At 73.0% G+C, this 24,605-nt stretch carries 30 protein-coding genes; 18 read left to right on the forward strand and 12 right to left on the reverse strand.

Features of this window, described 5'->3' with window-relative positions; genetic code table 11:
- Nucleotides 1–96 precede the first annotated feature (96 nt).
- The gene (locus tag ASF35_RS07015) at nucleotides 97–537 is read left to right on the forward strand and encodes a YdeI/OmpD-associated family protein (RefSeq protein WP_055964753.1); all 441 of its coding nucleotides are present in this window, start codon (nucleotides 97–99) and stop codon (nucleotides 535–537) included.
- Here the strand turns inward: ASF35_RS07015 and ASF35_RS07020 are convergent.
- From ASF35_RS07020 to ASF35_RS07030, 3 genes are read right to left on the reverse strand one after another with little or no spacing between them, the layout of a single operon-like run.
- Nucleotides 527–1,357 (reverse strand): bifunctional 2-polyprenyl-6-hydroxyphenol methylase/3-demethylubiquinol 3-O-methyltransferase UbiG, encoded by an 831-nt coding sequence (locus ASF35_RS07020; protein ID WP_055964756.1) that lies wholly within the window; start codon nucleotides 1,355–1,357, stop codon nucleotides 527–529. The two genes, ASF35_RS07015 and ASF35_RS07020, sit on opposite strands and share 11 nt — an antisense overlap.
- Nucleotides 1,358–1,360: 3 nt before the next feature.
- A complete protein-coding gene (locus ASF35_RS07025) occupies nucleotides 1,361–1,828 on the reverse strand; it encodes a DUF6542 domain-containing protein (protein ID WP_055964760.1) in 468 nt (155 codons plus the stop codon).
- 60 nt (nucleotides 1,829–1,888) lie between these two features.
- Nucleotides 1,889–2,248 (reverse strand): antibiotic biosynthesis monooxygenase, encoded by a 360-nt coding sequence (locus ASF35_RS07030; protein ID WP_055964763.1) that lies wholly within the window; start codon nucleotides 2,246–2,248, stop codon nucleotides 1,889–1,891.
- Between the two features lie 38 nt (nucleotides 2,249–2,286).
- On the opposite strand from ASF35_RS07030, the gene ASF35_RS07035 reads away from it, so the two are divergent.
- The 5 genes from ASF35_RS07035 (at nucleotide 2,287) to ASF35_RS07055 (ending at nucleotide 5,551) form a co-directional block, all read left to right on the forward strand.
- Complete coding sequence (locus ASF35_RS07035) at nucleotides 2,287–2,871, forward strand: GNAT family N-acetyltransferase (protein ID WP_055964766.1); 585 nt, start codon at nucleotides 2,287–2,289, stop codon at nucleotides 2,869–2,871.
- Nucleotides 2,872–2,880: 9 nt separating this feature from the next.
- Nucleotides 2,881–3,162 (forward strand): hypothetical protein, encoded by a 282-nt coding sequence (locus tag ASF35_RS07040; RefSeq protein ID WP_055964770.1) that lies wholly within the window; start codon nucleotides 2,881–2,883, stop codon nucleotides 3,160–3,162.
- A 46-nt stretch (nucleotides 3,163–3,208) separates the two neighbouring features.
- Nucleotides 3,209–4,297 carry a redox-regulated ATPase YchF gene (gene ychF, locus ASF35_RS07045; RefSeq protein WP_055964773.1) on the forward strand — a complete coding sequence of 363 codons (1,089 nt, stop codon included), beginning with the start codon at nucleotides 3,209–3,211 and terminating at the stop codon, nucleotides 4,295–4,297.
- A gap of 211 nt (nucleotides 4,298–4,508) precedes the next feature.
- Nucleotides 4,509–4,847, forward strand: a complete 339-nt coding sequence (locus tag ASF35_RS07050; protein WP_055964777.1) for a glyoxalase superfamily protein — start codon at nucleotides 4,509–4,511, stop codon at nucleotides 4,845–4,847.
- On the forward strand, nucleotides 4,844–5,551 hold the full coding sequence (locus tag ASF35_RS07055; RefSeq protein ID WP_156367979.1) for an MOSC domain-containing protein: 708 nt from the start codon (nucleotides 4,844–4,846) through the stop codon (nucleotides 5,549–5,551). Before ASF35_RS07050 ends, ASF35_RS07055 begins: the two co-directional genes overlap by 4 nt.
- Before the next feature lie 99 nt (nucleotides 5,552–5,650).
- Here the strand turns inward: ASF35_RS07055 and ASF35_RS07060 are convergent, their stop codons facing one another.
- A complete protein-coding gene (locus ASF35_RS07060) occupies nucleotides 5,651–6,064 on the reverse strand; it encodes a hypothetical protein (protein ID WP_055964783.1) in 414 nt (137 codons plus the stop codon).
- A 2-nt stretch (nucleotides 6,065–6,066) separates the two neighbouring features.
- The gene (locus ASF35_RS07065; protein ID WP_055964786.1) at nucleotides 6,067–6,552 is read right to left on the reverse strand and encodes a DinB family protein; all 486 of its coding nucleotides are present in this window, start codon (nucleotides 6,550–6,552) and stop codon (nucleotides 6,067–6,069) included.
- Between the two features lie 71 nt (nucleotides 6,553–6,623).
- Here ASF35_RS07065 and rnhA point away from each other — a divergent pair, with 71 nt between their 5' ends.
- Nucleotides 6,624–7,097: a ribonuclease HI gene (gene rnhA / locus ASF35_RS07070; protein WP_055964788.1), complete on the forward strand. Its 474-nt coding sequence runs from the start codon at nucleotides 6,624–6,626 to the stop codon at nucleotides 7,095–7,097.
- Between the two features lie 212 nt (nucleotides 7,098–7,309).
- On the opposite strand, the gene ASF35_RS07075 is transcribed toward rnhA, so the two are convergent.
- Together ASF35_RS07075 and ASF35_RS07080 are read right to left on the reverse strand one after the other, a co-directional pair.
- On the reverse strand, nucleotides 7,310–7,630 hold the full coding sequence (locus tag ASF35_RS07075; protein WP_055964792.1) for a hypothetical protein: 321 nt from the start codon (nucleotides 7,628–7,630) through the stop codon (nucleotides 7,310–7,312).
- Nucleotides 7,631–7,750: 120 nt separating this feature from the next.
- Nucleotides 7,751–8,980, reverse strand: coding sequence for a YibE/F family protein (locus ASF35_RS07080; RefSeq protein ID WP_056553190.1), 1,230 nt, complete (start codon nucleotides 8,978–8,980; stop codon nucleotides 7,751–7,753).
- A gap of 27 nt (nucleotides 8,981–9,007) precedes the next feature.
- Here ASF35_RS07080 and ASF35_RS07085 point away from each other — a divergent pair, with 27 nt between their 5' ends.
- Together ASF35_RS07085 and ASF35_RS07090 are read left to right on the forward strand one after the other, a co-directional pair.
- Entirely contained in the window at nucleotides 9,008–9,805 is a 798-nt protein-coding gene (locus tag ASF35_RS07085) for a phosphotransferase (protein WP_235499118.1), read from the forward strand.
- 69 nt (nucleotides 9,806–9,874) lie between these two features.
- Nucleotides 9,875–10,765 (forward strand): bile acid:sodium symporter family protein, encoded by an 891-nt coding sequence (locus ASF35_RS07090; RefSeq protein WP_055964802.1) that lies wholly within the window; start codon nucleotides 9,875–9,877, stop codon nucleotides 10,763–10,765.
- On the opposite strand, the gene ASF35_RS07095 is transcribed toward ASF35_RS07090, so the two are convergent.
- Together ASF35_RS07095 and ASF35_RS07100 are read right to left on the reverse strand one after the other, a co-directional pair.
- On the reverse strand, nucleotides 10,707–11,453 hold the full coding sequence (locus ASF35_RS07095) for a YqjF family protein (protein WP_235492902.1): 747 nt from the start codon (nucleotides 11,451–11,453) through the stop codon (nucleotides 10,707–10,709). The genes ASF35_RS07090 and ASF35_RS07095 overlap by 59 nt on opposite strands.
- A 4-nt stretch (nucleotides 11,454–11,457) precedes the next feature.
- A complete protein-coding gene (locus ASF35_RS07100; RefSeq protein WP_055964805.1) occupies nucleotides 11,458–13,068 on the reverse strand; it encodes an ATP-binding cassette domain-containing protein in 1,611 nt (536 codons plus the stop codon).
- 243 nt (nucleotides 13,069–13,311) lie between these two features.
- On the opposite strand from ASF35_RS07100, the gene ASF35_RS07105 reads away from it, so the two are divergent.
- Nucleotides 13,312–13,746 (forward strand): cupin domain-containing protein, encoded by a 435-nt coding sequence (locus ASF35_RS07105; protein ID WP_055966307.1) that lies wholly within the window; start codon nucleotides 13,312–13,314, stop codon nucleotides 13,744–13,746.
- 37 nt (nucleotides 13,747–13,783) lie between these two features.
- Nucleotides 13,784–14,062, forward strand: a complete 279-nt coding sequence (locus ASF35_RS07110; RefSeq protein WP_055964808.1) for a hypothetical protein — start codon at nucleotides 13,784–13,786, stop codon at nucleotides 14,060–14,062.
- Between the two features lie 505 nt (nucleotides 14,063–14,567).
- Here the strand turns inward: ASF35_RS07110 and ASF35_RS07115 are convergent.
- A complete protein-coding gene (locus ASF35_RS07115) occupies nucleotides 14,568–16,670 on the reverse strand; it encodes a prolyl oligopeptidase family serine peptidase (protein WP_055966312.1) in 2,103 nt (700 codons plus the stop codon).
- A gap of 82 nt (nucleotides 16,671–16,752) precedes the next feature.
- On the opposite strand from ASF35_RS07115, the gene mshB reads away from it, so the two are divergent.
- From mshB to ASF35_RS07135, 4 genes are read left to right on the forward strand one after another with little or no spacing between them, the layout of a single operon-like run.
- The gene (gene mshB / locus ASF35_RS07120) at nucleotides 16,753–17,667 is read left to right on the forward strand and encodes an N-acetyl-1-D-myo-inositol-2-amino-2-deoxy-alpha-D-glucopyranoside deacetylase (RefSeq protein WP_055964811.1); all 915 of its coding nucleotides are present in this window, start codon (nucleotides 16,753–16,755) and stop codon (nucleotides 17,665–17,667) included.
- Nucleotides 17,664–18,017, forward strand: coding sequence for a hypothetical protein (locus ASF35_RS07125; protein ID WP_055964814.1), 354 nt, complete (start codon nucleotides 17,664–17,666; stop codon nucleotides 18,015–18,017). Before mshB ends, ASF35_RS07125 begins: the two co-directional genes overlap by 4 nt.
- Nucleotides 18,014–18,544, forward strand: coding sequence for a flavin reductase family protein (locus tag ASF35_RS07130; RefSeq protein WP_055964818.1), 531 nt, complete (start codon nucleotides 18,014–18,016; stop codon nucleotides 18,542–18,544). The genes ASF35_RS07125 and ASF35_RS07130 overlap by 4 nt, the downstream gene beginning before the upstream one ends.
- Nucleotides 18,541–20,946 (forward strand): VanW family protein, encoded by a 2,406-nt coding sequence (locus ASF35_RS07135; protein WP_055964820.1) that lies wholly within the window; start codon nucleotides 18,541–18,543, stop codon nucleotides 20,944–20,946. Before ASF35_RS07130 ends, ASF35_RS07135 begins: the two co-directional genes overlap by 4 nt.
- Nucleotides 20,947–20,983: 37 nt before the next feature.
- On the opposite strand, the gene ASF35_RS07140 is transcribed toward ASF35_RS07135, so the two are convergent.
- Together ASF35_RS07140 and ASF35_RS07145 are read right to left on the reverse strand one after the other, a co-directional pair.
- Nucleotides 20,984–21,832: an intradiol ring-cleavage dioxygenase gene (locus tag ASF35_RS07140; protein WP_055964823.1), complete on the reverse strand. Its 849-nt coding sequence runs from the start codon at nucleotides 21,830–21,832 to the stop codon at nucleotides 20,984–20,986.
- 9 nt (nucleotides 21,833–21,841) lie between these two features.
- Nucleotides 21,842–22,828 (reverse strand): GNAT family N-acetyltransferase, encoded by a 987-nt coding sequence (locus ASF35_RS07145; protein ID WP_055964826.1) that lies wholly within the window; start codon nucleotides 22,826–22,828, stop codon nucleotides 21,842–21,844.
- A gap of 123 nt (nucleotides 22,829–22,951) precedes the next feature.
- Here ASF35_RS07145 and fdxA point away from each other — a divergent pair, with 123 nt between their 5' ends.
- From fdxA to kdpF, 3 genes are all read left to right on the forward strand, one after another.
- Complete coding sequence (gene fdxA / locus ASF35_RS07150) at nucleotides 22,952–23,275, forward strand: ferredoxin (protein WP_055964831.1); 324 nt, start codon at nucleotides 22,952–22,954, stop codon at nucleotides 23,273–23,275.
- A 24-nt stretch (nucleotides 23,276–23,299) separates the two neighbouring features.
- Nucleotides 23,300–24,403 carry a succinyldiaminopimelate transaminase gene (gene dapC / locus ASF35_RS07155; RefSeq protein ID WP_055964833.1) on the forward strand — a complete coding sequence of 368 codons (1,104 nt, stop codon included), beginning with the start codon at nucleotides 23,300–23,302 and terminating at the stop codon, nucleotides 24,401–24,403.
- A gap of 112 nt (nucleotides 24,404–24,515) precedes the next feature.
- The gene (gene kdpF / locus ASF35_RS17690; protein WP_082480680.1) at nucleotides 24,516–24,605 is read left to right on the forward strand and encodes a K(+)-transporting ATPase subunit F; all 90 of its coding nucleotides are present in this window, start codon (nucleotides 24,516–24,518) and stop codon (nucleotides 24,603–24,605) included.

Genomic DNA, 24,605 nt, shown 5'->3' on the forward strand with positions numbered 1-24,605 from the left:
GCTGGGCCCGGTCGTGTCCACGCTAGGCAGCCCCCGGACCCCTGGCAACCCCACGCGGACGAGACCTACGCTGACTCCCCGACCCCAGGAGGACCCATGACAGAGCTGCGCATGACCACGACGCTGGAGCCCCGCGGGCCGGCGGCGGCCGTCGTGCTCACCGACGAGCAGGTGGCCGGGCTGGGAGACGGGAAGACCTTCCCCGTGGCCGTGACGATCGGTGGGACGACGGTGCCCCTGCGGCTGGCCCGGATGGGCGGCGAGAACCTGGTGGGGCTCAGCAAGGCCGCCCGTGCCACGTTGGGCGTCGAGGTCGGGCAGACCGTCGACGTGGTGATCCGGCGCGACGACGCCCCGCGCGAGGTCGAGGTGCCACCCGCGCTGGCCGAGGCGCTGGGGTCCGCCGGTCTCCGCGCCGCCTTCGACGCGCTCGCCCCTTCGCGGCGCAAGGAGCACGCGCGCAGCGTGGCCGACGCGAAGGGCGACGACACCCGGGCCCGGCGGGTTCAGAAGGTGCTGGACGCCCTCAGCGGCTGAGGCTCGCGACGATCGTGAAGCTGGCGGCGAGCCGCTCGGGCCGGTCGGTCAGCCGGAACTCGCCGGGCGCCTCGGGGTGCGGCGTCATGTGGCCCGGCAGCGCGACCCACGGCACGCTGTCGTGCTCGAGCACCGTCTCGAGGACCATGCCGTGCGCCATGAGCGCGGTGAGGATCTCCGCGAGACCGTGCGCCCACTCCCGGGACGGCAGCCCGGGCAGCGTGTGGTCGGCCGGGTCGACGTAGGACGCGGTGTCCTCGAAGACGAGGGGCTCGACGTGCTCGGCGTACGGGTAGACCAGCTCGATGCGGTCGTCCACGACGTCGAGGGTGCCGAGCATGGGGTGGCAGTCGCGGAACACCAGCCTGCCGCCGGGGCGCAGGAGCGCAGCGACGGTGGCGGCCCACCGGTCGATGCTGGGCAGCCAGCAGATCGCACCGATGCCGGTGTAGACGAGGTCGAAGCATTCGCGGCCCAGCGCCTCCGGTGCGTCGAACACGTCGGACTCGACGTAGCCGATGTCGGCGCCGACCTCGGCCGCGAGCGCGCGGGCCTCCGCGAGCGACGCGGGGGAGAGGTCGAGCCCGGTGACGGTGGCCCCGAGGCGGTGCAGGCTGAGGGTGTCGGTGCCGATGTGGCACTGCAGGTGCACCGTGTCGAGGCCGCTGACGTCGCCGAGCCGTGGCAGGTCGAAGCGGACGACGTCGCTGATCGCGGCCGAGTCACGGCGGTAGCGGTCGAGGTCGTAGGACGCCGCGGCGGCGTGCCGTGCGGCACGGCTGTCCCACATGGCGCGGTTGAGCCGCAGGTACTCCTCCACGGGTCAGACCGTGCGACGGGTCGGACGGGCGACCCGCGCGCGACGCGGGTGGTGGGGGTCGGTCACGATCCGGGCCACGACCGCGGCGAGGGCCAGTCCGTGGCCGACCATGAGCGTGACGCCGCGGTCGATGACGCCGGTGAGGGTGCGTCCGAACCAGCCGGTGCCGTCGGGCAGGCCGGAGACCTCGACCGCGTCGGGCGATGCGGCCGCCACGACGCCCACGAACACGAGGAGCAGCACGGGCGGCAGGACGCCGGCCGGCAGCAGCGAGCGGACGTCGACCGCGAGCGGCACCGTGACCACGACGAGCACGAAGCCCACGGAGAAGATCAGGCCGAGGCGACCGTCGGTGACGACGTCGAGCGTGGTGATGGCGGCGAGGGCCATCGTGGCGAACAGGATCGACTGCCGGGCCCCGAGATCGTGACGGGCCGGTCCGGCAGGCGAGGGTGCCACGGAGGCTGCCATGCCTGTGACGCTAGGGCATCGGACCGACAGAGTCGTGGCGGCGCGCTGGAACGGCGGGTCTCAGGCGGGTCCGGGGGTGGGGTCGGCCGCGGGGTTGCCGGTCGATCCGCCGGCGACCTGGTACGACCAGACCTCGCTGTGGGTCGACACCGGCCTCGGCGCGTCGCCGCCACCGCGCTCGGACTCCGACCGGTGGCCGTGCGCGAACGACGGCGAGGCCAGCCAGGCCTGGAACGCGTCCTCGTCGCGCCAGCGGGTGATGACGAGCCACTGGGTGCGCTCGTCGGTGGGCTGCAGCAGCTCGAAGCCCTCGAACCCGTCGGCTCCGTCCACGGCACCGGCGCGGGCGGCGAAGCGGTGGGCCAGCTCGTCGCCGGCGTCGTCGGGCACGGTGATGGCGTTGATCTTGATGACGGTCATGCGGCCATCGTGGCACCTGGGTCCGTACGCTCGGGCCCATGCTGACCGGGCCGGACTTCCCCGAGCGCGTGGAGACGCCGCGGCTCGCGGTGCGCCGCTTCGTCGACGCGGACGCCCCGAGGGTGCTCTCGATCCTCTCCAGGCTCGACGTGATCCGCTGGCTCGACAACCCGCCGTTCGTGCCCATGGCCGACCTCGACGCCGCCCGCGCGTGGGTCGTGCGGGTCAACGCTCGCGAGGCCGAGGACCCGCTGCAGGCGTGGCGCGCGCTGGAGGTGCGCGAGACCGGGGTGATGGTGGGGACGGTGCTGGTGTCGCGGATGGAGCGCATCGACGGCGGGTTCGCGGGGGAGTACGAGCTGGGCTGGCACCTGCACCCCGACAGCGCCGGGCACGGGTACGCGACCGAGGGTGCCGCCGCCCACGCCCGCAGCGCCTTCGCCGCCGGACACGCCTCGCTCGTCATCGGCATGTACCCCGACAACGCGCCGTCGGCGGCGGTGGCTCGGCGGCTCGGCGCGGAGGACCTCGGCGAGGTGCCCGACGACCCCTGGTACGGCGGGGTCAGCCGGCACTTCACGCTGCGTCCCGAGCACCTCGACGCCACCGAGGTGCGGGAGTAGGTTCGCCGCATGAGCACCTGCACGCAGTGCGGCAGCCGTCCCGGCGCCCACGAGACCGTGTCGGGGCGGCTGCTGTGCGGCGACTGCTACCGCCGGCTCGCCGAGTTCTCGGGCGCGGGCTCGGCCATGGTCGGCGGCGCGTCGCCCGAGCAGGCCGTGGGCACCGGGCTGGCCACCGGCGGCTGGGCCGGCGCTGCGGACGGGGAGACCGCGGCCCTGCGCCGACGTCGGGCCAAGCTGGCCGCGACCGAGGGCTTCTGGCGTCGCCTGTGGGTGCGGGTCTGGGGCTGATGCGCGCCGTCGGGCCGCGTGAGCCGGACCAGTAGGCTGGTTCCTCGTGGCACTCAGCATCGGCATCGTCGGACTCCCCAACGCGGGCAAGTCGACCCTCTTCAACGCCCTGACCAAGAACGACGTCCTCGCGGCGAACTACCCGTTCGCGACGATCGAGCCGAACGTCGGCGTGGTCGGCGTGCCGGACTCGCGGCTCGAGAAGCTCGCGGAGATCCACGGCTCGGCCAAGATCCTCCCGGCGACGGTCCAGTTCGTCGACATCGCCGGCATCGTCCGCGGCGCGTCCGAGGGCGAGGGCATGGGCAACGCGTTCCTCTCGCACATCCGCGAGTCCGACGCGATCTGCCAGGTCACCCGCGTGTTCCGCGACGAGGACGTCACGCACGTCGACGGCAAGGTCGACCCGAGCAGCGACATCGAGACCATCTCGACCGAGCTGATCCTCGCGGACCTGCAGACCGTCGAGAAGGCGGTCCCGCGGCTCGAGAAGGAGTCGCGCAAGGACAAGTCGCTCGCGGCCCAGCTGGCCGAGGTGCAGAAGGCCCAGACCGCGCTCGAGGCCGGCACCGGAGTGCTCAACGCCGGGCTCGACCTCGCGCTCCTGCGCGACCTGCACCTGATGACCGCCAAGCGGTTCCTCTTCGTCTTCAACTGCGACGCCGACGAGCTGGCCGACGAGGCCCTCAAGCAGAAGATGCGCGACATCGTGGCTCCCGCCGAGGCCGTGTTCCTCGACGCCAAGAGCGAGGCCGAGCTGGTCGAGCTGGGTGACGACGAGGAGGCCGAGGTCATGCGGGCGGAGATGCTCGCCGAGATGGGCGTCGAGGAGCCGGGCCTCGACGCGCTGGCCCGCGTCGGCTTCGACACCCTCGGCCTGCAGACCTACCTGACCGCCGGGCCCAAGGAGACGCGCGCCTGGACGATCCCGAAGGGCGCCACCGCCCCCGAGGCCGCCGGCGTGATCCACACCGACTTCCAGAAGGGCTTCATCAAGGCCGAGATCGTCTCCTTCGACGACCTCGTCGAGGCCGGGTCCATGGCCGCAGCGAAGTCGGCCGGCAAGGTCCGCATGGAGGGCAAGGAGTACGTCATGGCCGACGGCGACGTGGTGGAGTTCCGCTTCAACGTGTAGGTCGCAGCCCATCCGGCCGAGTCGGACATGGTCGCGCGGCCCGTCGTTCGCGGGAAGGTCCTCCCGTGGAGGACGCCTCGGATCCGGTCGCAGCGATCCCCAGGTAGGCAAGCCATCGAGCCCGTGACGCGGAACGTCGAGGTCGTCGCCGGGGCGGCGTCGGGTCGTCGTCCTGTGGACCGACTGATCTCCGTCGTGTGAGGGTGACGCCATGAGCCGTCAGAAGGTCTCCGCCGTCCCGATCCTGCGTGTCGCCGACGTCGACGCGTCGCTGCCGTGGTGGGCGCGGCTCGGGTTCGCCGAGGAGTTCCGGCACGTGTTCGAGCCGGGCCTCCCACGGTTCGTCGGGGTCGTGCGCGACGGGTGCCGGGTGTACCTGTCCGAGCACACCGGTGACGCGCCCGGGCCGTCGCTCGTCTACCTCTGGGTGCCCGACGTCGACGCGATCGCGGCCGACCTCGGCGTCGAGGTGGAGGAGAACCCGTGGGCGCGCGACTGCGAGGTCGTCGACCCCGACGGCAACCGGGTCCGGGTGGCGACGGCTCCGTGACGACGCCCGGTGTCGTTCGCCCGACGGTGGTCGCCCTGCGTCGCTACCCGGTGAAGTCGATGGGCGGCGAGGCGCTGCACAGCGTCGAGCTCGACGCGCGCGGTCTGGTGGGCGACCGCTGGTACGCCGTGGAGGACGAGGACGGACGGTTCGCGTCGGGCAAGGACAGCCGCCGCTTCCGTCGGCGCGACGCGGTGTTCGAGCACGCGGCGTGCACGACGGACTCCGGCGAGGTGGTCGTGTCGAGCGGAGCGGGCACGTGGACCGTGGGAGACGCAGTCCTCGACGCCGAGCTGAGCACCGTCATGGAGGCCGCGGTGCGGGTGCTGCCGGAGGCAGGTGTCGGGCACCAGGACCAAGGGGCGGTGTCGCTGGTCGGCACGGCCACCCTCGCGTGGTGCGCCGAGCGGTGGAGCGTCGACGCGGACCCGCGTCGGCTGCGCGTCAACGTCGTCGTCGACACCGACGAGCCGTTCGTCGAGGAGACCTGGGTGGGTCGTTCGCTCACCCTCGGGAGCGTGGTCCTTCGCGTCGTCGAGCGGGTCCCGCGGTGCCGGATGGTCGACGTCGCGCAGGACGGGACCTCCGCGGAGGGGTCGTTGCTGAAGCACCTCGGCGCGGAGCGTGACCTCTGCCTGGCGGTGTACGCCGACGTCGAGACGCCCGGCGTCCTCGCGGTCGGAGACTTCGTGCACCTGGCCTGACGGATGCGGCCGCGGGCAAGGATGCTTCCTTCTCGCGGCACGGTCCACGCGAAGGGATAAGCCCTGATCGCGCAGAGGGGGAATCGTACGTGGCCCGGGTCAGCCGAGGGCGAGGAGCGACAGGACGAGGCCGGTCCACGCGGCGGCCGTGCGGGCGAGGTCGGAGCGGGCCAGTCGGCGCAGCAGCGCCGGGGTGGGGCCGTCCGACCCGAGCCGTCCGTGGGTCGGAGCGGCGACCGAGGCCGTGAGCAGGAGGGCGACGCCGTGCGCCGCGACCGCCGCCAGCACGAGCGGGCGCGGATCGGCCAGCGCGGCCCACCCGCCCATGGCGAGGAGTGCGGCGTAGAGCGGGGCCACGAGCGCGACGATGCGCCTCGAGTGCGCCTCGTGCGCGGCGGCGAAGCCCTCGCGCCCGACCGCGGCGAGTGCTGGGTAGACGACCACCGACACCGTGGTCTGGAACGCCGCGTGCGCGGCGCCGACCACGGCCAGCGCCACGACCGGGTCGATCACGCTCAGTCCGTGCCGACGGGGCGCCGCGCGATGAGCTGCTCCACGAGGATGTCGCCGTGCCCGGCGTGCCGGGCCAGCTCGGCGATCATGTGGCCGTAGAGGTACCGCAGGGAGACCGGGCCGTCGTGCCACGGCCAGGTCTCGTCGAGGTCGTGCTGGGCGGCCACGACGCGCGAGCGGTCACAGGCGTCGTCGTAGTCGGCTCGCACCGACTCGATGGTGTCGTCCTCGGCCAGCTCGAAGCTCTCGGCCGGCGTGCGGGGCAGGCGCAGGTCCTCGCGCGGGACGCCGGCCACGCGCGAGTGGAACCAGACCTTCTCCACGAACGTCGCGTGCTTCACGAGGCCCAGGACGGTGGTCATCGACGACACGAGCCGGGTGCGCGCCTCGGCGTCGTCGAGCTCGTCGAGCAGCAGGGCGATCTCGGTCCGCTGCGCGTCGAGCAGACCTTCCAGGACGGTCCGCTCGTCGGCGGTGTGCAGGCTCATGACCGCCACGCTACGCGCCCCGGCGGTGCGCACCCCCGCGCGCGGCCGTCGGGTGCGAGGATGGGCCCGCCATGTCGACCGAAGCCTTGCAGACCGCTGTCGTGACCATCCACACCGACGGGGGATGCACGCCGAACCCGGGTCCGGGCGGCTGGGGCGCGGTGCTGCGCTACGGCGAGCACGTGCGCGAGCTGTGCGGCGGCGAGCCGGGCTCGACGACCAACAACCGGATGGAGCTGACGGCGCCGATCATGGCGCTGGAGATGCTGAACCGGCCGAGCACGGTGCACCTGCACACCGACAGCACCTACGTGCGCAGCGGCATCACGTCCTGGCTCGCCGGGTGGGAGCGCAACGGCTGGCGCACGGCGGCGAAGCAGCCGGTCAAGAACGTCGACCTCTGGCAGCGGCTCAAGGCCGCGTGCGACCGGCACGAGGTGGAGTGGTTCTGGGTGAAGGGTCACTCCGGGGTCAGCGACAACGAGCTGGCCGACCAGCTGGCCACGCGGGGGATGCGCGAGGCGATGGGCGCGCGACGAGCCTGAGGCTCAGCGGCGGCGGGAGGAGCCGGTCCGCAGCGCGTCGAGGGCCTGTGCGCCCATGAACGCGTAGAAGCCGATCGTGCTCGCGAGGATCGTGCGGGCGGTCTGCATCCCTCGACGGTAGGGCCCTTCGTCCCGGGCCGCCTCCTGAGAACCGCGACTGGGGCGACCGTCCCAGGACGAGGTCGCCGAGGAGCCGGGTCGTCCGGGCGTCGTCAGTCGTGCGTCGGAGGGCGGGAGATCCGGATGGAACGCGGCGATCCGTCGGGGTTGCGCCGGACCCGGCCGTGGCGCTCGTCGTCGTCCTCGTCCGGCGACGGCATGACGTGGGCGGCACGCTTCTGCCGCTCGAGCTCCTCCTTGGCGTCGGCACGCGAGGGGCTGAAGAAGTTGTCCATGACGCCCATGCCGTTGCCCATCGTGCCCAGGCCCTCGCGGCCGCCGGGCTTGTCGAGCGAGCGCTGGAACAGGTACAGCGCCAGCACCAGCACGGCCAGCACGCCCACGGCGAACAGCACGATCCCGACCCACTCCATGTCCTGAGGGTACGCACGCCACCGCGCCACGGCCCGCGTCCTGACGCGCTCGCGTCGGTTCGTCCGACGCAGATCGACCCGAACGCGTCGAGACGGGGCGTGCGGTGGAGGTGGGGGGAGTCAGGCGGGGGCGCGGCGGTGGCCGCCCGCGTGCTCGGGCTCGTCCTCGGCCGCGGGGGCCAGGGCGACGGCGATCGCGGTCGTCACGGGAACCGCGAGGACGAGTCCGATGGCACCCACGAGCGTGCGGACGATCTCCTGGCCCAGCTCCTCGGTCGACGCCATCTCGCCCAGGGGCCGGGAGTACGCCGTGATGAGCAGCAGCACCGTCATCGCCGAGCCCGCGTACGCGAACACGAGCGTGTACACGCTCGAGGCGATGTGGTCGCGGCCGATCCGCATGGCCGACGTGAACAGCTTGGCCGCGTTGGCGGTCGGCTGGAGCGCGCGCATCTCCCACACCGCGCTCGCCTGGGTCACGGTCACGTCGTTCAGCACGCCGAGCCCCGCGATCACCATCGTCGCGGCCACGACCCCCGACATCGACAGGTCGGGCACGGTGGCCACCAGCGTCCGGTCGTCCTCGGAGCCGATGCCGGTCAGGCTCGACCAGTCGGTCGCCAGCGCGCCCATGAGCGCCGTGGCGACGATGCCGAAGTACGTGCCGAACAGGGCGCTGGTGGTGCGGATGCTCACCCCGTGCGCGAGGTACAGCACGAGCGTCATGATCACCGTCGAGCCCACGATCGCCACCGGGAGCGCGGACCTGCCGGCCAGCAGGGCCGGGAGGATGAACTGCATGAGCGCGAGCAGCGTGACGCCGATGCCGACGAGCGCGAACAGGCCACGCCAGCGGGCGACCGCCACGACCAGCACGGCGAACGCGATGGCGAGGGCCAGCAGCGGGAAGCTGCGCTGGAAGTCGTAGAACTCGAACGTCGCCTCCTGGCCCGCGGGCGCGATGCGGATGACCTCGATGTCGTCGCCGACGTCGATGCCGGCCTGGAAGCGCGCCGAGTCGAGCACGAACGAGGCGTCGCCGGCGTCGGTCTCGGCCGTCACGTTGGCGCAGTCGCCCGCCACGGTGGGCAGGTTGTCGGGACCGACGCCACCTGAGCCGCAGTCGAACGGCTTGACGGCGGTGACGGTGGCGTCGACCAGGCTGACACCCTCGCCGCTCAGCGGGTTGGCGTCGCGCGGGACCTCCGACGCCGACGGCCACAGCATGACCATGGCGACGACCGCCACGAGCGAGATGGCCCCCACCACGACGGCGAGGGTCGCGGCCAGGCCCCGGCGGGGCGGGCCGACGTCGAGGTCGTCCAGGGAGTGCGCGTGTCCGTGAGCCACGGGAGACAGCGTGCCACGATGGGCCACGTGAACGACGCACAGGACACGGGACCGGACGACGGAGGAAGCGCCGACGTCGAGCACCTGCCGGGTGCCGTCGGGGGAGCGATCCGCATCGGACGCACCGTCCGCCGCCCCACGGGGCCCTGGTCGCCGGCCGTCCACGCCCTGCTCGACCACCTCGCCGCGGAGGGCCTCGGCGGTGTGCCACGGGTCGAGGGCCTCGACGAGGAGGGTCGCGAGGTGCTCAGCTACGTCGAGGGTCGCGGCGTGCCGGTCGACCAGGAGGTCGTGCTCGACACGGTGCTGGTCGAGGCGGTCACGTGGCTGCGTGAGTACCACGACCTGGTGGAGGACTTCCGCCCCGACGAGCCGCTGCGGTGGCGCGGCACCGGCGACGAGCCGGTGCTCCTGGAGGCCGACCAGATCATCTGCCACCACGACCCCGGCGCGTACAACTGGATCATCCAGAGCGGCCACTTCGTCGCGATGATCGACTGGGACATGGCGGGCCCTGGGCGTGCGATCGACGACCTCGCCTTCTTGGTCTGGACCGGCATCCCGCTCTACCGCGACATCGGCGCGCAGGAGACCGCCCGACGTCTGGACCTCGTCGTGGAGGCCTACGGGGAGTGGGGCCCGGTGACGCTCCTCGACGCCGTGGTGGCGCGGATGACGACGGCCAGCGAGCGGATCGCCGCGGGCATCGCCCGGGGAGATGCCGGCATCGCGAACCTGCAGAAGGTCGGCGAGCCGCAGCGCACGCGCGACCGCGTGGCGGCCTTCCGGGAGCGGATCCCCGCGATCCTCGACGCCCTTCCCTGACCGACAGGACCACTCCATCGACCGGAGCGCCGACCAGGATGTGACCCGCATCACTCCTAGGATTCGCCCATGGACTCCGCGCTCTCGACCGTCGGGCTGCCCATCGCGCTCGGGATCATCATGTTCGGGCTGGGCCTCTCGCTCACGCCCGACGACTTCCGGCGCGTGGCCCGCCACCCGAAGGCGGTCACGGTGGCCCTGGCCTGCCAGCTCGTCGTGCTGCCGGTCGTCTGCTTCGGCCTGGTCACCGCGTTCGACCTCGACCCGCTGCTCGCCGTCGGCATGCTGCTGCTCGCCGCGTCGCCGGGTGGCACGTCGGCCAACCTCTACAGCCACCTGTTCCGGGGCGACGTCGCCCTGAACGTGTCCCTGACGGCGATCAACTCGATCATCGCGATCGGGTCGTTGCCGCTCATCACCAACCTCGCGATCGCCCACTACGGGCTCGACGACGAGGTGTCGCTGCAGTTCCGCAAGGTCGTCGAGGTCTTCGTCGTCGTGCTCGCCCCCGTGCTCGTGGGCATGCTCGTGCGCGCGAAGAGCCCTGGCTTCGCCCAGCGCGCCGACAAGCCGGTGCGCATCGCGTCGGCCGTGATCCTGCTGGTCCTCGTGCTCGGGATCCTGGCCAGCACCGGCTCGGACGCAGGTGACTACCTGGCGCAGGTGGGCGCAGCCGCCACGCTGTTCTGCGTCGTGAGCCTCGTGGTCGGGTTCTTCGTGCCGCGGCTCGTCGGCCTCACGCCGGCGCAGGCGGTGGCCAGCTCGTTCGAGATCGGTGTGCACAACGCCACCCTGGCCATCTACGTGGCCGTCGAGGTGCTCGACGACACCGACATCTCGGTGCCGGCGGCGGTCTACGGGCTGCTGATGTTCCCGCTCGCAGCGGTGTGGGGCGTGGTGCTCACCCGAGTGCTGCTGCCCGGCGAGGGACGGCGCCGCGCGGCGTCCCGAACGTCGTGAAGGTGCCCTCGGACCACAGCACCGACGTCGGCTCCGTGGCCGCCAGCCCGGGAAGGCCGGCCGCCTCGACCAGGGTGTCGTCGATCGACACCAGCTCGGCGCGGTGCAGCGGCCACGCCCGGTGCGTGTTGGGGACCCACCAGGTCCGGCCGAGGACCCGGGTGTGCAGCCCGAACCGGGCGGTCACGAAGTGCTCCAGCTCGCTCGGCTCGTGGAGCGGCTCGACGGGGCGCACCTCGATCCGCCCGCCCGCCCCGCGCGGCCCCGGCCAGCGACGACGCGACGTGTAGCGGTGCCGGTCGTCGTGCTGGTCGACCCGCATCCGGGCCCAGGTGTACGGCGTGCCGAAGACGATCCGGGCCAGGGCCGACACGAGCAGCCGTGAGGACTCCAGCGACAGGAACACCACGCCGTGGCGGCCTGCGTCGTCGACCGAGTAGAGGCGCACGTTGGTCTCGTGGAACGTGCCCAGCCACGGCACCGCGGGCCCCGTCCCGAACCCGGCACGTTGCATCCGGAAGGGGATGAGGCCCACGTAGGTGCTGCCGTCGAGCACGTCGGGGCGCACCCCGGGCGGCATGAATCGCTCGACGGTCGACGGGTCGACCGCCCAGTGCACGAAGGCGATGTCGGCCCACGTCTGGCGCATGATGCTCGGCCCGTCCAGCGGGGGTCCGTCGGGGTTCACGCTCCTAGTCTCGTGCGGGTCGCACCGGTCCGCTGGGCGACGGGAGCGCCACCCGGCGGTCGAGCTCGAGCTCGTCGAGGAACCGCTCGTCGTGGCTGACCACCAGGAGCGCCCCCCGGTAGCCGCGCAGCGCCTCCACGAGGTGCCCGACGCTCACGAGGTCCAGGTCGTTCGTCGGCTCGTCCAGGAGCAGCAGCTGGGGCGCGGGGTCGGCCAGCAGCACGCACGCGAGGGCCGCGCGCAGCCGCTCGCCCCCGGACAGCGTCGCCACGATCCGCTCCGCCGCACGGCCACGGAACAGCAGCCGTGCCAGCTGGGCCCGCACGTGCTGGGGGTCGGCCTCCGGAGCCACCCGACGCACGTTCTCGAGGACGGAGGCGTCCTCGTCCGGGAGCGTCGGCCGCTGGGCGAGCCTGCCGACGGGCACGCTCACGGTCGCGGACCCGATGGCCGGGGCGAGCCGGCCGAGAGCCACCTCCAGGAAGGTGGTCTTGCCGCCGCCGTTGGGCCCGGTCAGCGCCACGCGCTCCGGCCCCCTCAGGTGCAGGGCCACCTCGGTGCCGACGTGCGGGAGCACGAGCCCCTCGGTGACCAGCACGTCACGGGTGCGCGGAACGGCCGTGTCGGGCAGCTCCAGGCGGATCTCGCGGTCGTCGCGGACCCGCTCCTCGGCCGCGTCGAGGTCGGCTCGTGCGCGGGCCACGTGCTCCTCGTGCGCGCCGCGGAGCTTCCCGGCCGACACCTCGGCCGCCATGCGCCGGCCGTGGGCGACGATCTTCGGCACCCGCTTCTCGGCCTCGGCCTTGTGCGCCGTCCGCTTCCGCTGGGCGAGCTTGGCGCGGGCCTCGACCAGCTCACGTTCCTGACGCCGCACGTCCGCCTTGGCGTCGCGGACGGCGCGCCCCGCAGCCTCCTGCTCGGCCGCCACGACCTGCTCGTAGACGGAGAACCCGCCCGTGACGGTGCGCACCCGTCCGGCGTGCACCTCCACGATCGTGTCCATGCCCTCGAGGAGCTCGCGGTCGTGGCTCGCGACGAGGGCGACCCCGCCGAACGCGCCGAGCGCCGACGTCAGGTGCGCGCGGGCGCGTCGGTCGAGGTTGTTCGTGGGCTCGTCGAGCAGCACCACGTCGGGCCTGCGCAGCAGGCGGGCGGCCAGGGCCAGCAGCACGAGCTCGCCGCCGGAGAGGCTCGACGCCTCGCGCGACAGGCCGAGCGAGCCGAGCCCGAGCCGAGCGAGCCAGGCCGCGGCTCGTTCCTCGACGTCCCAGTCGTCCCCGACCCGGTCGAAGTCGGCCTGGTCGGTGCTGCCCGCCTCGATGGCGCGCAGCGCGACGAGGGTGTCGGCGACGTCGAGGACGTCGGCCACGGTGAGCCCCTCGACGGTCCGCACCGGGTCCTGCGGCAGCAGCTCCAGCGACCCCGTGGTCAGGACGGAGCCGCCCGTGGGGACGAGGTCGCCGTGAGCGAGGCGCAGCAGCGTGGACTTGCCGCTGCCGTTGCTGCCGACGAGCCCGTGCAGCCCGTGCCCGAGGTCGAGGTCGACGTCGGACAGGGCGGGTGCGCCGTCGGGCCAGGTGTGGGTGACGTGGTGGAAGGACAGGGATGCAGCCATGGGGGCCTCCTGAGGGTCGTGCCGGGTTGGAGCGGTGTGAGCCGCGCGAGCGCGCCGTCAGGAGGACACGACGTCAGGACGTCCCGAGAGTCCGGGCAGGCGCCCGGGGTCGCAGGAGCAACCGTGAACGAGGTCGACGAGGCGCGCAGCGTCGAGCGGACGCGCGCAGGGCTCGGACCTCAGAGCTTCACGGTGGCAGATCACCTCACGGATCGGGGACCCCCAGGCTACTACCGTGCGGCCATGAGCTCCACCCCCTCCGAGGCACCTGCCACCGCACGTCGGCTCGGTCTCGAGCCCCACCCCGAGGGCGGGTGGTACCGGCAGACCTGGCGCTCCCCGGTCGACGTCACGCTGCCCGACGGACGGGTCCGACCCACCGCGACCCTCATCTGGTTCCTGCTGCCCGCGGGCGAGTCGTCGGCGTGGCATCGCGTGGCGTCCGACGAGCTGTGGCTCGCGCACACCGGGACCGTCGTGCTGGAGCTCGGGGGCGACGGTCGGGCGCCCGCTGCCGGGCAGCGGCACCACGTCGGCGTCGGGGCGGGGGAGTCGAGCCAGGTGCTCGTCCCTGCAGGGCGGTGGCAGCGCACCGTCCCGACCGACGAGGAGGCGCTCGTCAGCTGCATGGTGTCGCCGGGCTTCGACTTCGACGACTTCACGCTGCACCACGGCTGAGTCCCGCCCCTCCGAACCCCGTCCTACCATCGTCGCCATGAGCGAGATCTGGTTCGACGAGCGCGACGACGCCGACGAGCTCGTCAAGGCGCTGGAGGCCGAGGGCTATACGGTGACCGCCCGACGCGAGGGCTTCGCGGGCGAGGACGACGCCGAGGACCATGCGTGGGCGGTCGTCGTCGAGCCCTTCGACGAGCGGGTCGTCGAGATGGTCGACGTGTACGGCGGCTGGCTGCCGGGCGACGAGCGGCTGTCCGAGGATGCTCCGGCCCCCGACCTGCCCGACGGCCCGAAGCGGCTGAAGCGGGAGGGGTAGGCGTCGTCCTCGTCCTGTCCTGCGGCTGCGCTGGCTCGGCGGGTGCTGGTCCTGCGGGTGCGCTGCCTCGGCTCTGCGCGGAGGTGGGCCCCGAAAAGGGCCTCGACCGGGGAGCTGGGTGCGTGGTGGCCCGGGTTCTCGGGCCTGCGTCCCGTCGCTCCCGGGAGGTAGGTGGCCCGCGCTACGGGCGAGGGTGGAGGTAGGTGGCCCGCGGATGGAGACCCGCTATCCGCGCGCCACCTACCTCTGACTTCCGCATTCGGCGTGTCATCTACCGCTGACCGCCCAGCCGCGGCCCGGGAGCTCGACCGACCCCTGGCCCACCGTCAGGTCGAGGCCCTTTCGGAGACCAGACCGACTCGGAGCGGAAGCAGCGCAGCCGCAGGTCGAGGAGGGACCGGCAGCGCAGCCGCGGGTCGACGAAGGACCGGCAGCGCAGCCGCAGGTTGACGAAGGACCGGCAGCGCGGCCGCAGGTCGAGGATGGTCCGAGCAGCGCGGAGAGCTCAGGCCCCGAGGTGGGTGCGCAGGAAGTCCACCTGCAGCACCTTGAGGTTCTCGGCCACGACCTCCTGGGGCGTCATGTGGGTGACGCCCGACAGGGGGAGCACGGTGTGCGCCTTGCCGGCCGCGAGCAGGGCCGACGACAGGCGCAGGGTGTGCGCGGCCACCACGTTGTCGTCGGCCAGGCCGTGGATCAGCATGAGCGGACGCTCCAGGCGCGGGGCGAGCGGCAGCAGCGAGTTGCGGTCGTACACGTCGGGCCGCTCGTCGGGGTGCCCCAGGTAGCGCTCGGTGTAGCAGGTGTCGTACAGGCGCCACTCGGTCACGGGAGCGCCGGCCACCGCGGCGTGGAAGACGTCCGGTCGCGCCAGCACGGCCAGGGCGGACAGGTAGCCGCCGTAGGACCAGCCCGTGATGCCGACGCGCGAGGTGTCGACGTCGTCGGGGAACCGCTCGGCCACGCCGGCGAGTGCGTCGACCTGGTCGGCCAGGGTGACCTCGGCGAACGCGTCGAGGATCTCCCGCTCCCACACCGCCCCGCGACCAGGCGTCCCGCGACCGTCGGCCACGATCACGCAGAAGCCCTGGTCGGCCAGCCACTGCGCCTCCAGGAACATGCGGGCCGACGCGAGCACGCGCTGGGCGTGCGGACCGCCGTACGGGTCCATGAGCACCGGCAGGCGGCGTGAGCCCCGCACGTGGTCACGCGGGAAGAGGACGGCGGCGCGGAGCTCGCGCTCGCCGACCGACACGACGGTCACGTCGGGCTCGAACGGCGCCGGCTCTGCGACGACCGACAGCTGCGTGGTCTCGGCCGTGCCCTCGCGGTGCACCGTCAAGGTGGTGCCGACCGCGTCGAGCGCGGAGCGGCTCACCACCGTGGTCCCGCCGCCGACGGCCGCACCGTGCACGGCCTGGCCCGACGTGAGCGGCTCGACGTCGGACGTCCCGCCCAGGCCGACGCGCAGCACCTGCACCTCGGTGGGCTCCGCCGACGCGGTCACGACCACCGCGTCGGGGTGGGTGCTGACGATGCCGCGCACCTGCCACTCCGACGACCCGACGGGCGTGCCGTCGACGACGAGCCGACGCGAGCCGTCCACGTCCTCCACGGTGACCAGACGGCCACCGGGCGCACGGCGCGGCGCGCTCGTGACCTCCACCCATGCCGCGTCGGAGAGCTCGCGCAGCGTCTCGGTGGAGCCGTCCGCGACGTCGACCGACAGCACGCGGGCGCTGCGCTGGTCGCGGCTCAGCACCTGCAGCACGGGGGCGCCGTGCTCGGTCCACGTGACGCTCGAGAGGTACTCGAACCGCTCGCGGTCCCACTGCACCTCGGTGCGGGTGCCGTCGAGCGCGACGTGCCAGAGCGTCACCTCGCTGTTGGGGGTGCCGGCGGCCGGGTAGCGCTGGGCGACCGGCTCGCGGTCGGGGTTCTCGGGGTCGGCCACGTGCCAGACCTGCACCGGGGCGTCGTCGTAGCGCTCCACGAGCAGCGAGGAGCCGTCGGGGGCCCACCAGAACCCGCGGTACCGACTCATCTCCTCCGCGGCGATGAACTCGGCCTGGCCCCAGACCTGCGTCGCCGTGTCCGGCGCCGCCAGCACCTGCTCGTCGCCGGCCCTCTCCTCGCCCTGCAGGTCGACGACCCTGAGGGCGCCGTCGGCAGCGGCGTAGGCCACCCGTCGTCCGGTGGGGTCGACCCGCGGGTCGATCACGCCGTCGACGGTGGGCAGCTCGTGCACGGCCCCGGCAGCCAGGTCCACCGCCCACGCCTTGCCCGAGAGGGCGAAGGAGGCCCACCGCCCCGCCGTGTCGACGGCGTAGTCGACGACACCGGCGCCGGTCTCGCGCGAGCGCTCCCGTCGCGCGCGCTCGGCCGCCGACAGCTGCTCGCCGTCGGCGAGGAGGGCGTCGGGGTCCACCAGCACCCGCTCCTGCCCGGTGGCCACGTCGTGGGCCCACAGGGCACCGGTGCGGCTGACGCCGTCGGCGGTGCGCACGAACCACACGGTGCCGCCGTCCGGCGAGACCGTCACGTTGCGCGGGATGCCGAGCGTGAAGCGTGCGGTGCGGGCGGCGAGGCGAGGGTAGGAGACCGTCATGGCACCCATCTCACCATCCGTGCCCCCGCGCCCCTCCTGCGCTCCCGTGCCCACGCTCGTGCCGCGTCGATACGCTGGCGCCATGGCCCTGCCCGCACGTCGTCTCCTGCTCGTCCACGCCCACCCCGACGACGAGACCATCAACAACGGCGCCACCATGGCGAAGTACGTGAGCGAGGGGGCCCACGTCACCCTCGTCACCTGCACCCTCGGCGAGATGGGCGAGATCCTCGTTCCCGAGCTCGAGCACCTGGCGGCCGACCAGGACGACGGGCTCGGCGCGCACCGGCTCACCGAGCTCACCGACGCGATGGGGATCCTGGGCGTCACCGACTTCCGCCGCCTCGGTGGCGACGGCCGCTTCCGCGACTCCGGCATGAAGTGGGACGAGAACGGCAACGCCACCGCCGCCGACGAGATCCACGCGAACGCGTTCTGGCACGCCGACCTGCTGGAGGCCACGAACGAGCTCGTCGCCGTCATCCGCGAGATCCGGCCGCAGGTCCTCGTGACCTACGACGAGTTCGGCAACTACGGCCACCCCGACCACGTGCAGGCCAACCGGGTGGCGCACTACGCCGTCGCCCTCGCGGCGGCACGGTCCTACCGCCACGACCTCGGCGAGGCCTGGGACGTGGCGAAGGTCTACTGGACGGCGATGTCGGAGTCGGCCATGCGTCAGGGCATCAAGGAGATCCGTGAGGCCGGGGACCTGCAGTTCATGGAGGGCATGGACCCCGACAACCTGCCGCCGTTCGCGATCCGCGACGAGGACCTCGACGCCGTGGTCGACGGCAGCACCTGGGTCGACGCCAAGCTCGACGCCATGCGGGCCCACGCCACGCAGATCGCCGTCGACGGGCCGTTCTTCGCGCTGTCCAACGACGTCGCCCAGCGCGCGTGGGGCACCGAGCACTACCGCCTCGTCAAGGGTGTCGCGGCGCCGGCGCCGGGCACCACGTTCGAGGACGACCTCTTCGCCGGCACCGGGGTGTGAGCGCGGCGGCGGCCCTCGCCCGCCTGGTCGTGGTGCTGCTCGGCGTCTGGGTGGGGGTCCTGGGGTCCCTCGTGCACCGCACGACGTTCGAGGTGATGGGGGCCGACCGGCCCGGCGGCCTGGTGCTCAGCCTGGTCACCGTGGCCCTCGTGGCCGTGGCCTGCGGCTTCGCGGTGCGGGTGGGGGCCGCCTGGTTCGGGCTCGGCTGGACCCTGGTGCTGCTGCTCCAGCAGCTGCAGCCGTCGGGCTCCTACCTCGTGGCCGCCGACGCGATCGGCTGGACCTGGATGATCGGGGGCCTGGGGGTGTGCGCCGCCGCGGTCCTGCTCGCTCCTAGGCTGGAACGATGACCGCGTCCGTCGACCAGCGTGCCTTCCGCGACGCCCTCGGCAGGTTCGCGAGCGGTGTCACGGTGGTCACCACCGTCCTCGACGGCGTCGACCACGCCATGACGGCCAGCGCCTTCTGCTCGGTGTCGCTGGAGCCCCCGATGGTGCTGGTGTGCTCGCACAGGGCGAGCCGGTTCCACGACGCGGTGCTCACGACAGGTACGTGGGGCGTCTCGATCCTCACCGAGGAGGGGCGCGACGCCTCGGCATGGTTCGCCGACCGCGGCCGACCACTGGAGGACCAGCTCGCCGGCGTGCCGTTCCACCGCGGCGCCAACGGCGCGCCGCTGCTCGACGACGCCCTGGCCTGGCTGGAGTGCACCACGCACGCCGTGCACGACGGTGGCGACCACTCCGTCATCATGGGTGCAGTGACGGGCGCGGCCGTGCGCGACGGGGTGGACGACCCGTTGCTGTACTACCGGTCGCACTACGGGACGATCGTGCGGTCGCCCCTCAGCGAGAAGACCATCCAGGAGAAGGCATGAGCGACGAGCGACCTGAGCGGCCGGACGTCGAGGGACCCGACTCCGAGCACCCGCGCCCCGGCGAGGGGGAGACGGGAGCCGAGGGAGCCGACGACCGGCACCTCGACGACACCTTCACCGACGCCGAGCCCCTCGCCGAGCACGACGACGCCGAGCTCGACCTCGGTGACACGACACCCGCGGACGACACCGACGTCGAGGCGCAGGAGGACCCCGCCCTCGACGCAGCAGCGGACGAGGACCCCGCGGACGAGGACATCGCCCTCTCCGAGGACGCCGTCGAGCCGGACGTCGACGTCGACGTCGACGAGACCGCGACCCCGGCCGAGGCCGTCGCTGAGGACGAGCCGTTCGAGGACGTGGACGACCCCGAGGAGGACGACCTCGACGAGGACGACGTCGACGACGACTCGGTCCCGCCGCCGCACGCGATCGACGCCGACCCCGTCGAGGACGAGCACGACGACCTGCACGAGGACCCGGACGACGACCGTCGCGACGAGACGCGCACGCGGTCGGCCGTCGCCGCGGCCCTCGCCGGCTCGGCGCTGAGCACCCCACCGCCGGACGACGAGCTCCGGCACGAGCCCGAGGACGACGCGCTCCCGCTCCACGACGACCCTGACGAGGAGTCCTCGACGGACCGCCACGACGGTGCCGCCGGCATCCCGCCCACCGGGGGAGAGGAGCCGTCGGAGAAGCGCCCGCGCCGTCGGGGCCGCTGGGCCCTGCTCGCCGCCGTCGTCGTCCTGGGCGGCCTGTACGTGGGCGGCTACGTCCTGACGGGCACCCGCATGCCCGCCGACGCGAGCATCGGCGGCGTCGACGTGGGCGGGCTGTCACCGGCCGCCGCCCGCGCCGCCGTCGACGAGGAGCTCACCCCGCGTGAGGGCGACCCCGTCACCCTCACCCACGCCGACGAGTCCTTCGAGATCAACCCGGCGGAGGCCGGGCTGGCTCTCGACGTCGACGCGTCGGTCGACCAGGCGGGCGGCGTCCGCAGCTGGGACCCGCGCGACATGGTCGCCCTGTTCTTCGGCAGCCACGAGCACGCGCCCGCCCTCGACGTCGACGACGCAGCCCTGAAGGCGGCTGTCGACGGTGTCGCCGAGGCCGTCGACGTGCCGGTCACCGAGGCCCTCATCACCTTCCCCGAGGCGAAGCCGAAGCCCCGTGCGCCCAAGCCCGGCCTGGTGGTCCGCAAGGACGACACCGCCCAGCTCGTGCAGGACCAGTACCTCGTGCAGACCGACCCGGCGAAGGTGCCCACCGCCGCCGTCGAGCCCGCGGTCGACGAGGACGGGCTGCGTCAGGCGATGACCGAGGTCGCCGAGCCCGCCGTCGCCGCGCCCGTGACCATCGAGGTCGGCGACAAGGACGTGGACCTCCCGGTCACCGCGTACGCGCCCGCGCTCACCGTCGAGCCCGTGGACGGGGCGATGGCCCCGGTCATCGACCCCGAGAAGCTGGCCGAGCCGCTCACCGACGCCACGACCGGCATCGGCAGGAAGGCCGTCGATGCCACGGTCGAGATCCGCGACGACAAGCCCGTCGTGGTGCCCGGCAAGGAGGGCGTCGGCCTGCAGCCGCAGGAGATGGCTGAGAAGCTCGTGCCGGTGCTCACCGAGACCGGCGACGAGCGCACCGTCCAGGTCGAGGCCAAGGTCGTCGAGCCGGTGTTCACCACCGAGGACGCCAAGGCGCTGAAGATCGTCGAGAAGATCGGCGAGTTCACCACCGAGTACCCGCACGCCGAGTACCGCAACGTCAACCAGGGCCGCGCGGCCGAGATCCTCGACGGCACCATCCTGAAGCCGGGCGACACGTTCTCCTTCAACGACACCGTCGGCGAGCGCACCGCGGCCAACGGGTTCACGACCGGCTCGGTCATCAACAACGGCCGCTTCCAGGACGAGCTGGGCGGAGGTGTGTCGCAGGTGGTCACCACCACCTACAACGCGGCGTTCTTCGCCGGCCTCGAGGACGTGGAGCACCACCCGCACGCCTTCTACATCGACCGCTACCCGGTGGGCCGCGAGGCGACCGTCTACTTCGGCTCGCTCGACCTGCGCTTCCGCAACAACCTCCAGAGCGGCGTGCTCATCCGCGCGTTCGTGCAGAAGAGCAGCCCGGGCGGCGTCGGCCGCACCACGGTCCAGATGTGGGGCACCAAGGAGTTCGAGGTGAAGGCCGGCAAGTCCGAGCGCCGCAACTTCCGCGCCCCCGCCACGCGCTACGACGACTCCGACGACTGCGTGCCCCAGGCTCCGCTGCAGGGGTTCGACATCGACATCTACCGCACCCTCAGCAAGGGCGGGAAGGTCGTCAAGCGCGAGACGGACACGGCCAACTACCAGGCAGCGGCCCGGATCGTCTGCGGCGAGGAGCCGAAGGACGACTGAGGGTCGGCCATCCCCGGTCCCGAACCACCTGCGGCCGTCAGATCGGGACCCGCAGGGACGCGGTGTAGCCGTCGGCGACGGAGCCGCTGACCTTCGCGAGCTGCAGGGAGTAGCCGTCGCTGAACACGTTGTCGGAGTCGAGCGAGACCTGGGCGAGGTTCGAGACGCTGCTCCCGTAGCCGTCGGTGGCGTACACGTCGGCGCAGACGTCCTCCGGGAAGGCCAGCTGGGACGTCCTCAGCCGGTTGCTCGCCGACGTCGCGTCGTCGAGGCTCGGGTACACCTCGAAGTGCACGTGCGGCCACCGCCCGGCGTAGCAGGCCGGGAAGATCGAAGTGAACGTCACCGTGCCGTCGGCGTCGGCCTCCTGCACGCCACGCAGGTAGTTCTCGTCCGCCACGTCGTCGGAGTACATCGAGTAGTTCCCGTCGCGGTCGCAGTGCCACACGTACACCGCCGCCCCGGCTGCAGCGGTGCCGGCGTCGTCGGCGCTGCTCACGTCGACGACGGTGAGCGTCAGCGTCAGGGCGATGCCCTCGGCGACCCCGCTCGCACCACCGAAGCTCGAGCGGATGTCGCTGCGCACGATGCCCGACTCGGTGAGGACGTTCACGCCGTTGGTGCCGTCCGCGGGGTAGGGGCCGTTCGTCTCCTCGGGGATCTCGCCGTCCCCGACCTCGGCCGAGGTGCCGGGTCCGCCGCCCTCGGGAGGACCACTCGACGTGGCGGTCGCGGTTCCCGTGGAGTCGGTGGAGCAGGCGGCCAGGGCGACCGCCGCACCGGCGCCGCCGAAGAGGCCCAGCAGGCGGCGGCGGTGCCACAGGGTCGGGAGGTCGTGGGAGAGTCCGAGGTCGTGGTCCTCGACCTCGTCGTGGTGGGTGCTCATGCGGTCACGCTAGGCGCCGGCGCTGTGGCCCCCGCTGGATCGGCTGTGAGCCTCCTGTGAGGGCTCGAGGTAGCGGTACTCGTGGTGGGTGACGAAGCCGTGGGGGGCGTACAGCGCCAGAGCGCCCGTGTTGTCCGGCATGGTCTGCAGGTACACGCGGGTCGCGCCGCGCTCGTGCGCCCAGGCCAGGCACGTGCGCACGACGGCGTCCGCGAGGCCGCGACGCCGGTGGTCGGGGAGGGTCTCCACGGCGGCGACACCGGCCCACTCCCCGGTCACCACCACGCGTCCGACGGCCGCAGCAGGCACCCCGCCGTCCTCCAGCTCGGCGAACCCGACCGTGCGCGGTCCTTCGAGGACGGCTCGGGCGGCAGCGGCGTCGTCCACCCGTCCGTAGCGCGAGAGCCAGCGGTCGGACGCGGCCCCCACCACGTCCACGCGGGGGTCGGCCTCTGGCGCGTCGACGAGGTCGGCGACCTGCACCACCGCACCGCCGCGGTAGCCCGCCCTCGGCACCCATCCCGCATCCAGGAACCGGCGCTCCCAGTCCGAGCCGACGACCACCTGGGCCTGCGGCGGCAGTCCGCGCGCGGCGTAGAACGCCAGGACCTGTGCCACGGCCTCCGCCGGGGGCAGCCCCGGCTCGCCCACGACGGCCACCGAGTTCGCGCGCCCGGTGAACGAGCCCGCGGCCCTCAGCTCCCAGTCGCCGAGCTGCTCCACGTCCGGCGCCGGCCACCCTCGCGACGTGACGCGGACGAGCTCGTCGACGCCCACGTCGAGCGCGCGACGGCTGCGCGTCGGACGCGGCGGGACGACCTTCAGTGCCACGACGCGGTCGGCAGCCACCACGACCTCGGACCCGTCACGACGCTCGACCGTCACGCCGTTCGGACCGGCCTCGACGACGCGCCCGACCACGTCGGTGGCACTGCCGTCGTCGAGCCGGTGGCGCACCGTCGCGCGCTGCCCGACCAGGATCTCCACGTCGCTCACGGCAGTACCGTCTCATGAGGCAGACCTGGGTGCGGACGCCCTTGGCCGAGGCGCGATACTGGTCCTCGGCCTGCCCGTGAGCCCTCGGGTCGTGCAGCCGTGCTCGTGTCGAAGGAGTCTCCCGTGACGTACGTGATCGCCCAGCCGTGTGTGGACCTCAAGGACCGCGCGTGCGTGGACGAGTGTCCCGTCGACTGCATCTACGAGGGCAAGCGGATGCTCTACATCCACCCCGACGAGTGCGTCGACTGCGGTGCCTGCGAGCCGGTGTGCCCGGTCGAGGCGATCTTCTACGAGGACGACACCCCGTCCGAGTGGAAGGAGTACTACGACGCCAACGTGAACTTCTTCGACGACCTCGGGTCTCCCGGTGGTGCGGCGCGCACGGGTGTCATCGACAAGGACCACCCGTTCATCGCTGCGCTCCCGCCGCAGAACCAGGAGTGATCCGCGGCCGATGAGCAGGCAGTGATGGACCGGCCCCGGCTGTCCGCGCGGTTCCCGGACTTCCCGTGGGACACGCTCGCCGACGCGAAGCAGCGCGCGAACGCCCACCCCGACGGCATCGTCGACCTGTCGATCGGCACCCCCGTGGACCCCACGCCCGCGGTCGCCCGTGAGGCGCTCGCCGCGGCGTCGGACGCTCCCGGCTACCCGACGGTGCTCGGACCCGACGCGGTCCGCCAGGCCGCGGTCGACTGGCTCCGCCGTCGGCTCGGTGTCACGGGGCTCGCCGCCGACCAGGTGCTGCTCACCGTCGGCTCCAAGGAGCTCATCGCCAACCTGCCGACCCAGCTCGCGCTGGGCCCGGCCGACACCGTCGTGCTGCCGTCGCTGGCGTACCCCACCTACGAGGTGGGTGCCCGCTTCGCCGGCGCCCGCGTGGTCCTCGGTGACCCGGTCGCCGACGGGCTCACCGACGTGCCGTCCCTGGTGTACGTGAACTCCCCGGCCAACCCGCACGGCGAGGTGCTCGGCGCCGAGCACCTGCGGGCCGTGGTGCGCTGGTGTCGCGAACGAGGCGCGCTGCTCGTGTCCGACGAGTGCTACGCCGACTTCGGCTGGGACGCGGAGCCGGTCTCGGTGCTGCACCCCGACGTGTGCGAGGGCAGCCACGAAGGACTGCTGGCGGTCCACTCGACGTCCAAGCGGTCCAACCTGGCGGGCTATCGCGCCGGGTTCGTGGCAGGCGACCGCGCAGTGGTGGCCGAGCTGCTGGCGGTGCGCAAGCACCTCGGCTTCATGGTGCCGACCCCGGTGCAGCACGCCTTCGCCGCAGCGATCGCCGACGACGAGCACGTGGAGCTGCAGCGTCGGCGCTACGCCGAGCGGCGAGACGCCCTGCGCCGCGCCCTGGAGTCGGCCGGCTTCACGATCACCCACTCCGAGGGGGCGCTCTACCTCTGGGCCACCCGCGGGGAGGGCTGCCGCGACACCGTGGCCTGGCTCGCCGAGCGCGGCATCCTGGTGGCACCCGGTGACTTCTACGGCGAGCGCGGTGCGCACCACGTGCGGGTCGCGTTCACCGCCACCGACGAGCGCATCGCCGCCGCCGTGGCCCGTCTGACCGCCTGAACCCTGCGCCTCGGGGCGCTGCGTCGAGAAGGCGCGTCAAGAAGGCGTCAAGACGCGTCAGAAGCCCGTCAGGACGGGCGTCGAGCGGCCGTGACGGGTGTGGGCTGGGGGCATGTCCCTCGTCACCGCCCTCCAGCTGCTCGGCGTCGTCGCGCTGCTGGTCTACCTCGTCGTGGCCCTCGTGCGGCCCGACCGGTTCTGA

The sequence above is a fragment of the Aeromicrobium sp. Leaf291 genome (assembly GCF_001423365.1).
GTDB lineage: Bacteria > Actinomycetota > Actinomycetes > Propionibacteriales > Nocardioidaceae > Aeromicrobium.

What these genes read in the sequence shown, in the direction of transcription:
- ASF35_RS07075 (WP_055964792.1), bottom strand. Translation starts at nt 7,630, where the DNA reads ATGGAGTGGGTCGGGATCGTGCTGTTCGCCGTGGGCGTGCTGGCCGTG.
- ASF35_RS07025 (WP_055964760.1), bottom strand. Translation starts at nt 1,828, where the DNA reads ATGGCAGCCTCCGTGGCACCCTCGCCTGCCGGACCGGCCCGTCACGAT.
- ASF35_RS07110 (WP_055964808.1), top strand. Translation starts at nt 13,784, where the DNA reads ATGAGCGAGATCTGGTTCGACGAGCGCGACGACGCCGACGAGCTCGTC.
- ASF35_RS07030 (WP_055964763.1), bottom strand. Translation starts at nt 2,248, where the DNA reads ATGACCGTCATCAAGATCAACGCCATCACCGTGCCCGACGACGCCGGC.
- ASF35_RS07130 (WP_055964818.1), top strand. Translation starts at nt 18,014, where the DNA reads ATGACCGCGTCCGTCGACCAGCGTGCCTTCCGCGACGCCCTCGGCAGG.
- ASF35_RS07015 (WP_055964753.1), top strand. Translation starts at nt 97, where the DNA reads ATGACAGAGCTGCGCATGACCACGACGCTGGAGCCCCGCGGGCCGGCG.
- ASF35_RS07100 (WP_055964805.1), bottom strand. Translation starts at nt 13,068, where the DNA reads ATGGCTGCATCCCTGTCCTTCCACCACGTCACCCACACCTGGCCCGAC.
- ASF35_RS07135 (WP_055964820.1), top strand. Translation starts at nt 18,541, where the DNA reads ATGAGCGACGAGCGACCTGAGCGGCCGGACGTCGAGGGACCCGACTCC.
- ASF35_RS07090 (WP_055964802.1), top strand. Translation starts at nt 9,875, where the DNA reads ATGGACTCCGCGCTCTCGACCGTCGGGCTGCCCATCGCGCTCGGGATC.
- mshB (WP_055964811.1), top strand. Translation starts at nt 16,753, where the DNA reads ATGGCCCTGCCCGCACGTCGTCTCCTGCTCGTCCACGCCCACCCCGAC.
- kdpF (WP_082480680.1), top strand. Translation starts at nt 24,516, where the DNA reads ATGTCCCTCGTCACCGCCCTCCAGCTGCTCGGCGTCGTCGCGCTGCTG.
- ASF35_RS07035 (WP_055964766.1), top strand. Translation starts at nt 2,287, where the DNA reads ATGCTGACCGGGCCGGACTTCCCCGAGCGCGTGGAGACGCCGCGGCTC.
- ASF35_RS07065 (WP_055964786.1), bottom strand. Translation starts at nt 6,552, where the DNA reads ATGAGCCTGCACACCGCCGACGAGCGGACCGTCCTGGAAGGTCTGCTC.
- ASF35_RS07040 (WP_055964770.1), top strand. Translation starts at nt 2,881, where the DNA reads ATGAGCACCTGCACGCAGTGCGGCAGCCGTCCCGGCGCCCACGAGACC.
- dapC (WP_055964833.1), top strand. Translation starts at nt 23,300, where the DNA reads ATGGACCGGCCCCGGCTGTCCGCGCGGTTCCCGGACTTCCCGTGGGAC.
- ASF35_RS07105 (WP_055966307.1), top strand. Translation starts at nt 13,312, where the DNA reads ATGAGCTCCACCCCCTCCGAGGCACCTGCCACCGCACGTCGGCTCGGT.
- ASF35_RS07115 (WP_055966312.1), bottom strand. Translation starts at nt 16,670, where the DNA reads ATGACGGTCTCCTACCCTCGCCTCGCCGCCCGCACCGCACGCTTCACG.
- ASF35_RS07140 (WP_055964823.1), bottom strand. Translation starts at nt 21,832, where the DNA reads ATGAGCACCCACCACGACGAGGTCGAGGACCACGACCTCGGACTCTCC.
- ASF35_RS07050 (WP_055964777.1), top strand. Translation starts at nt 4,509, where the DNA reads ATGAGCCGTCAGAAGGTCTCCGCCGTCCCGATCCTGCGTGTCGCCGAC.
- rnhA (WP_055964788.1), top strand. Translation starts at nt 6,624, where the DNA reads ATGTCGACCGAAGCCTTGCAGACCGCTGTCGTGACCATCCACACCGAC.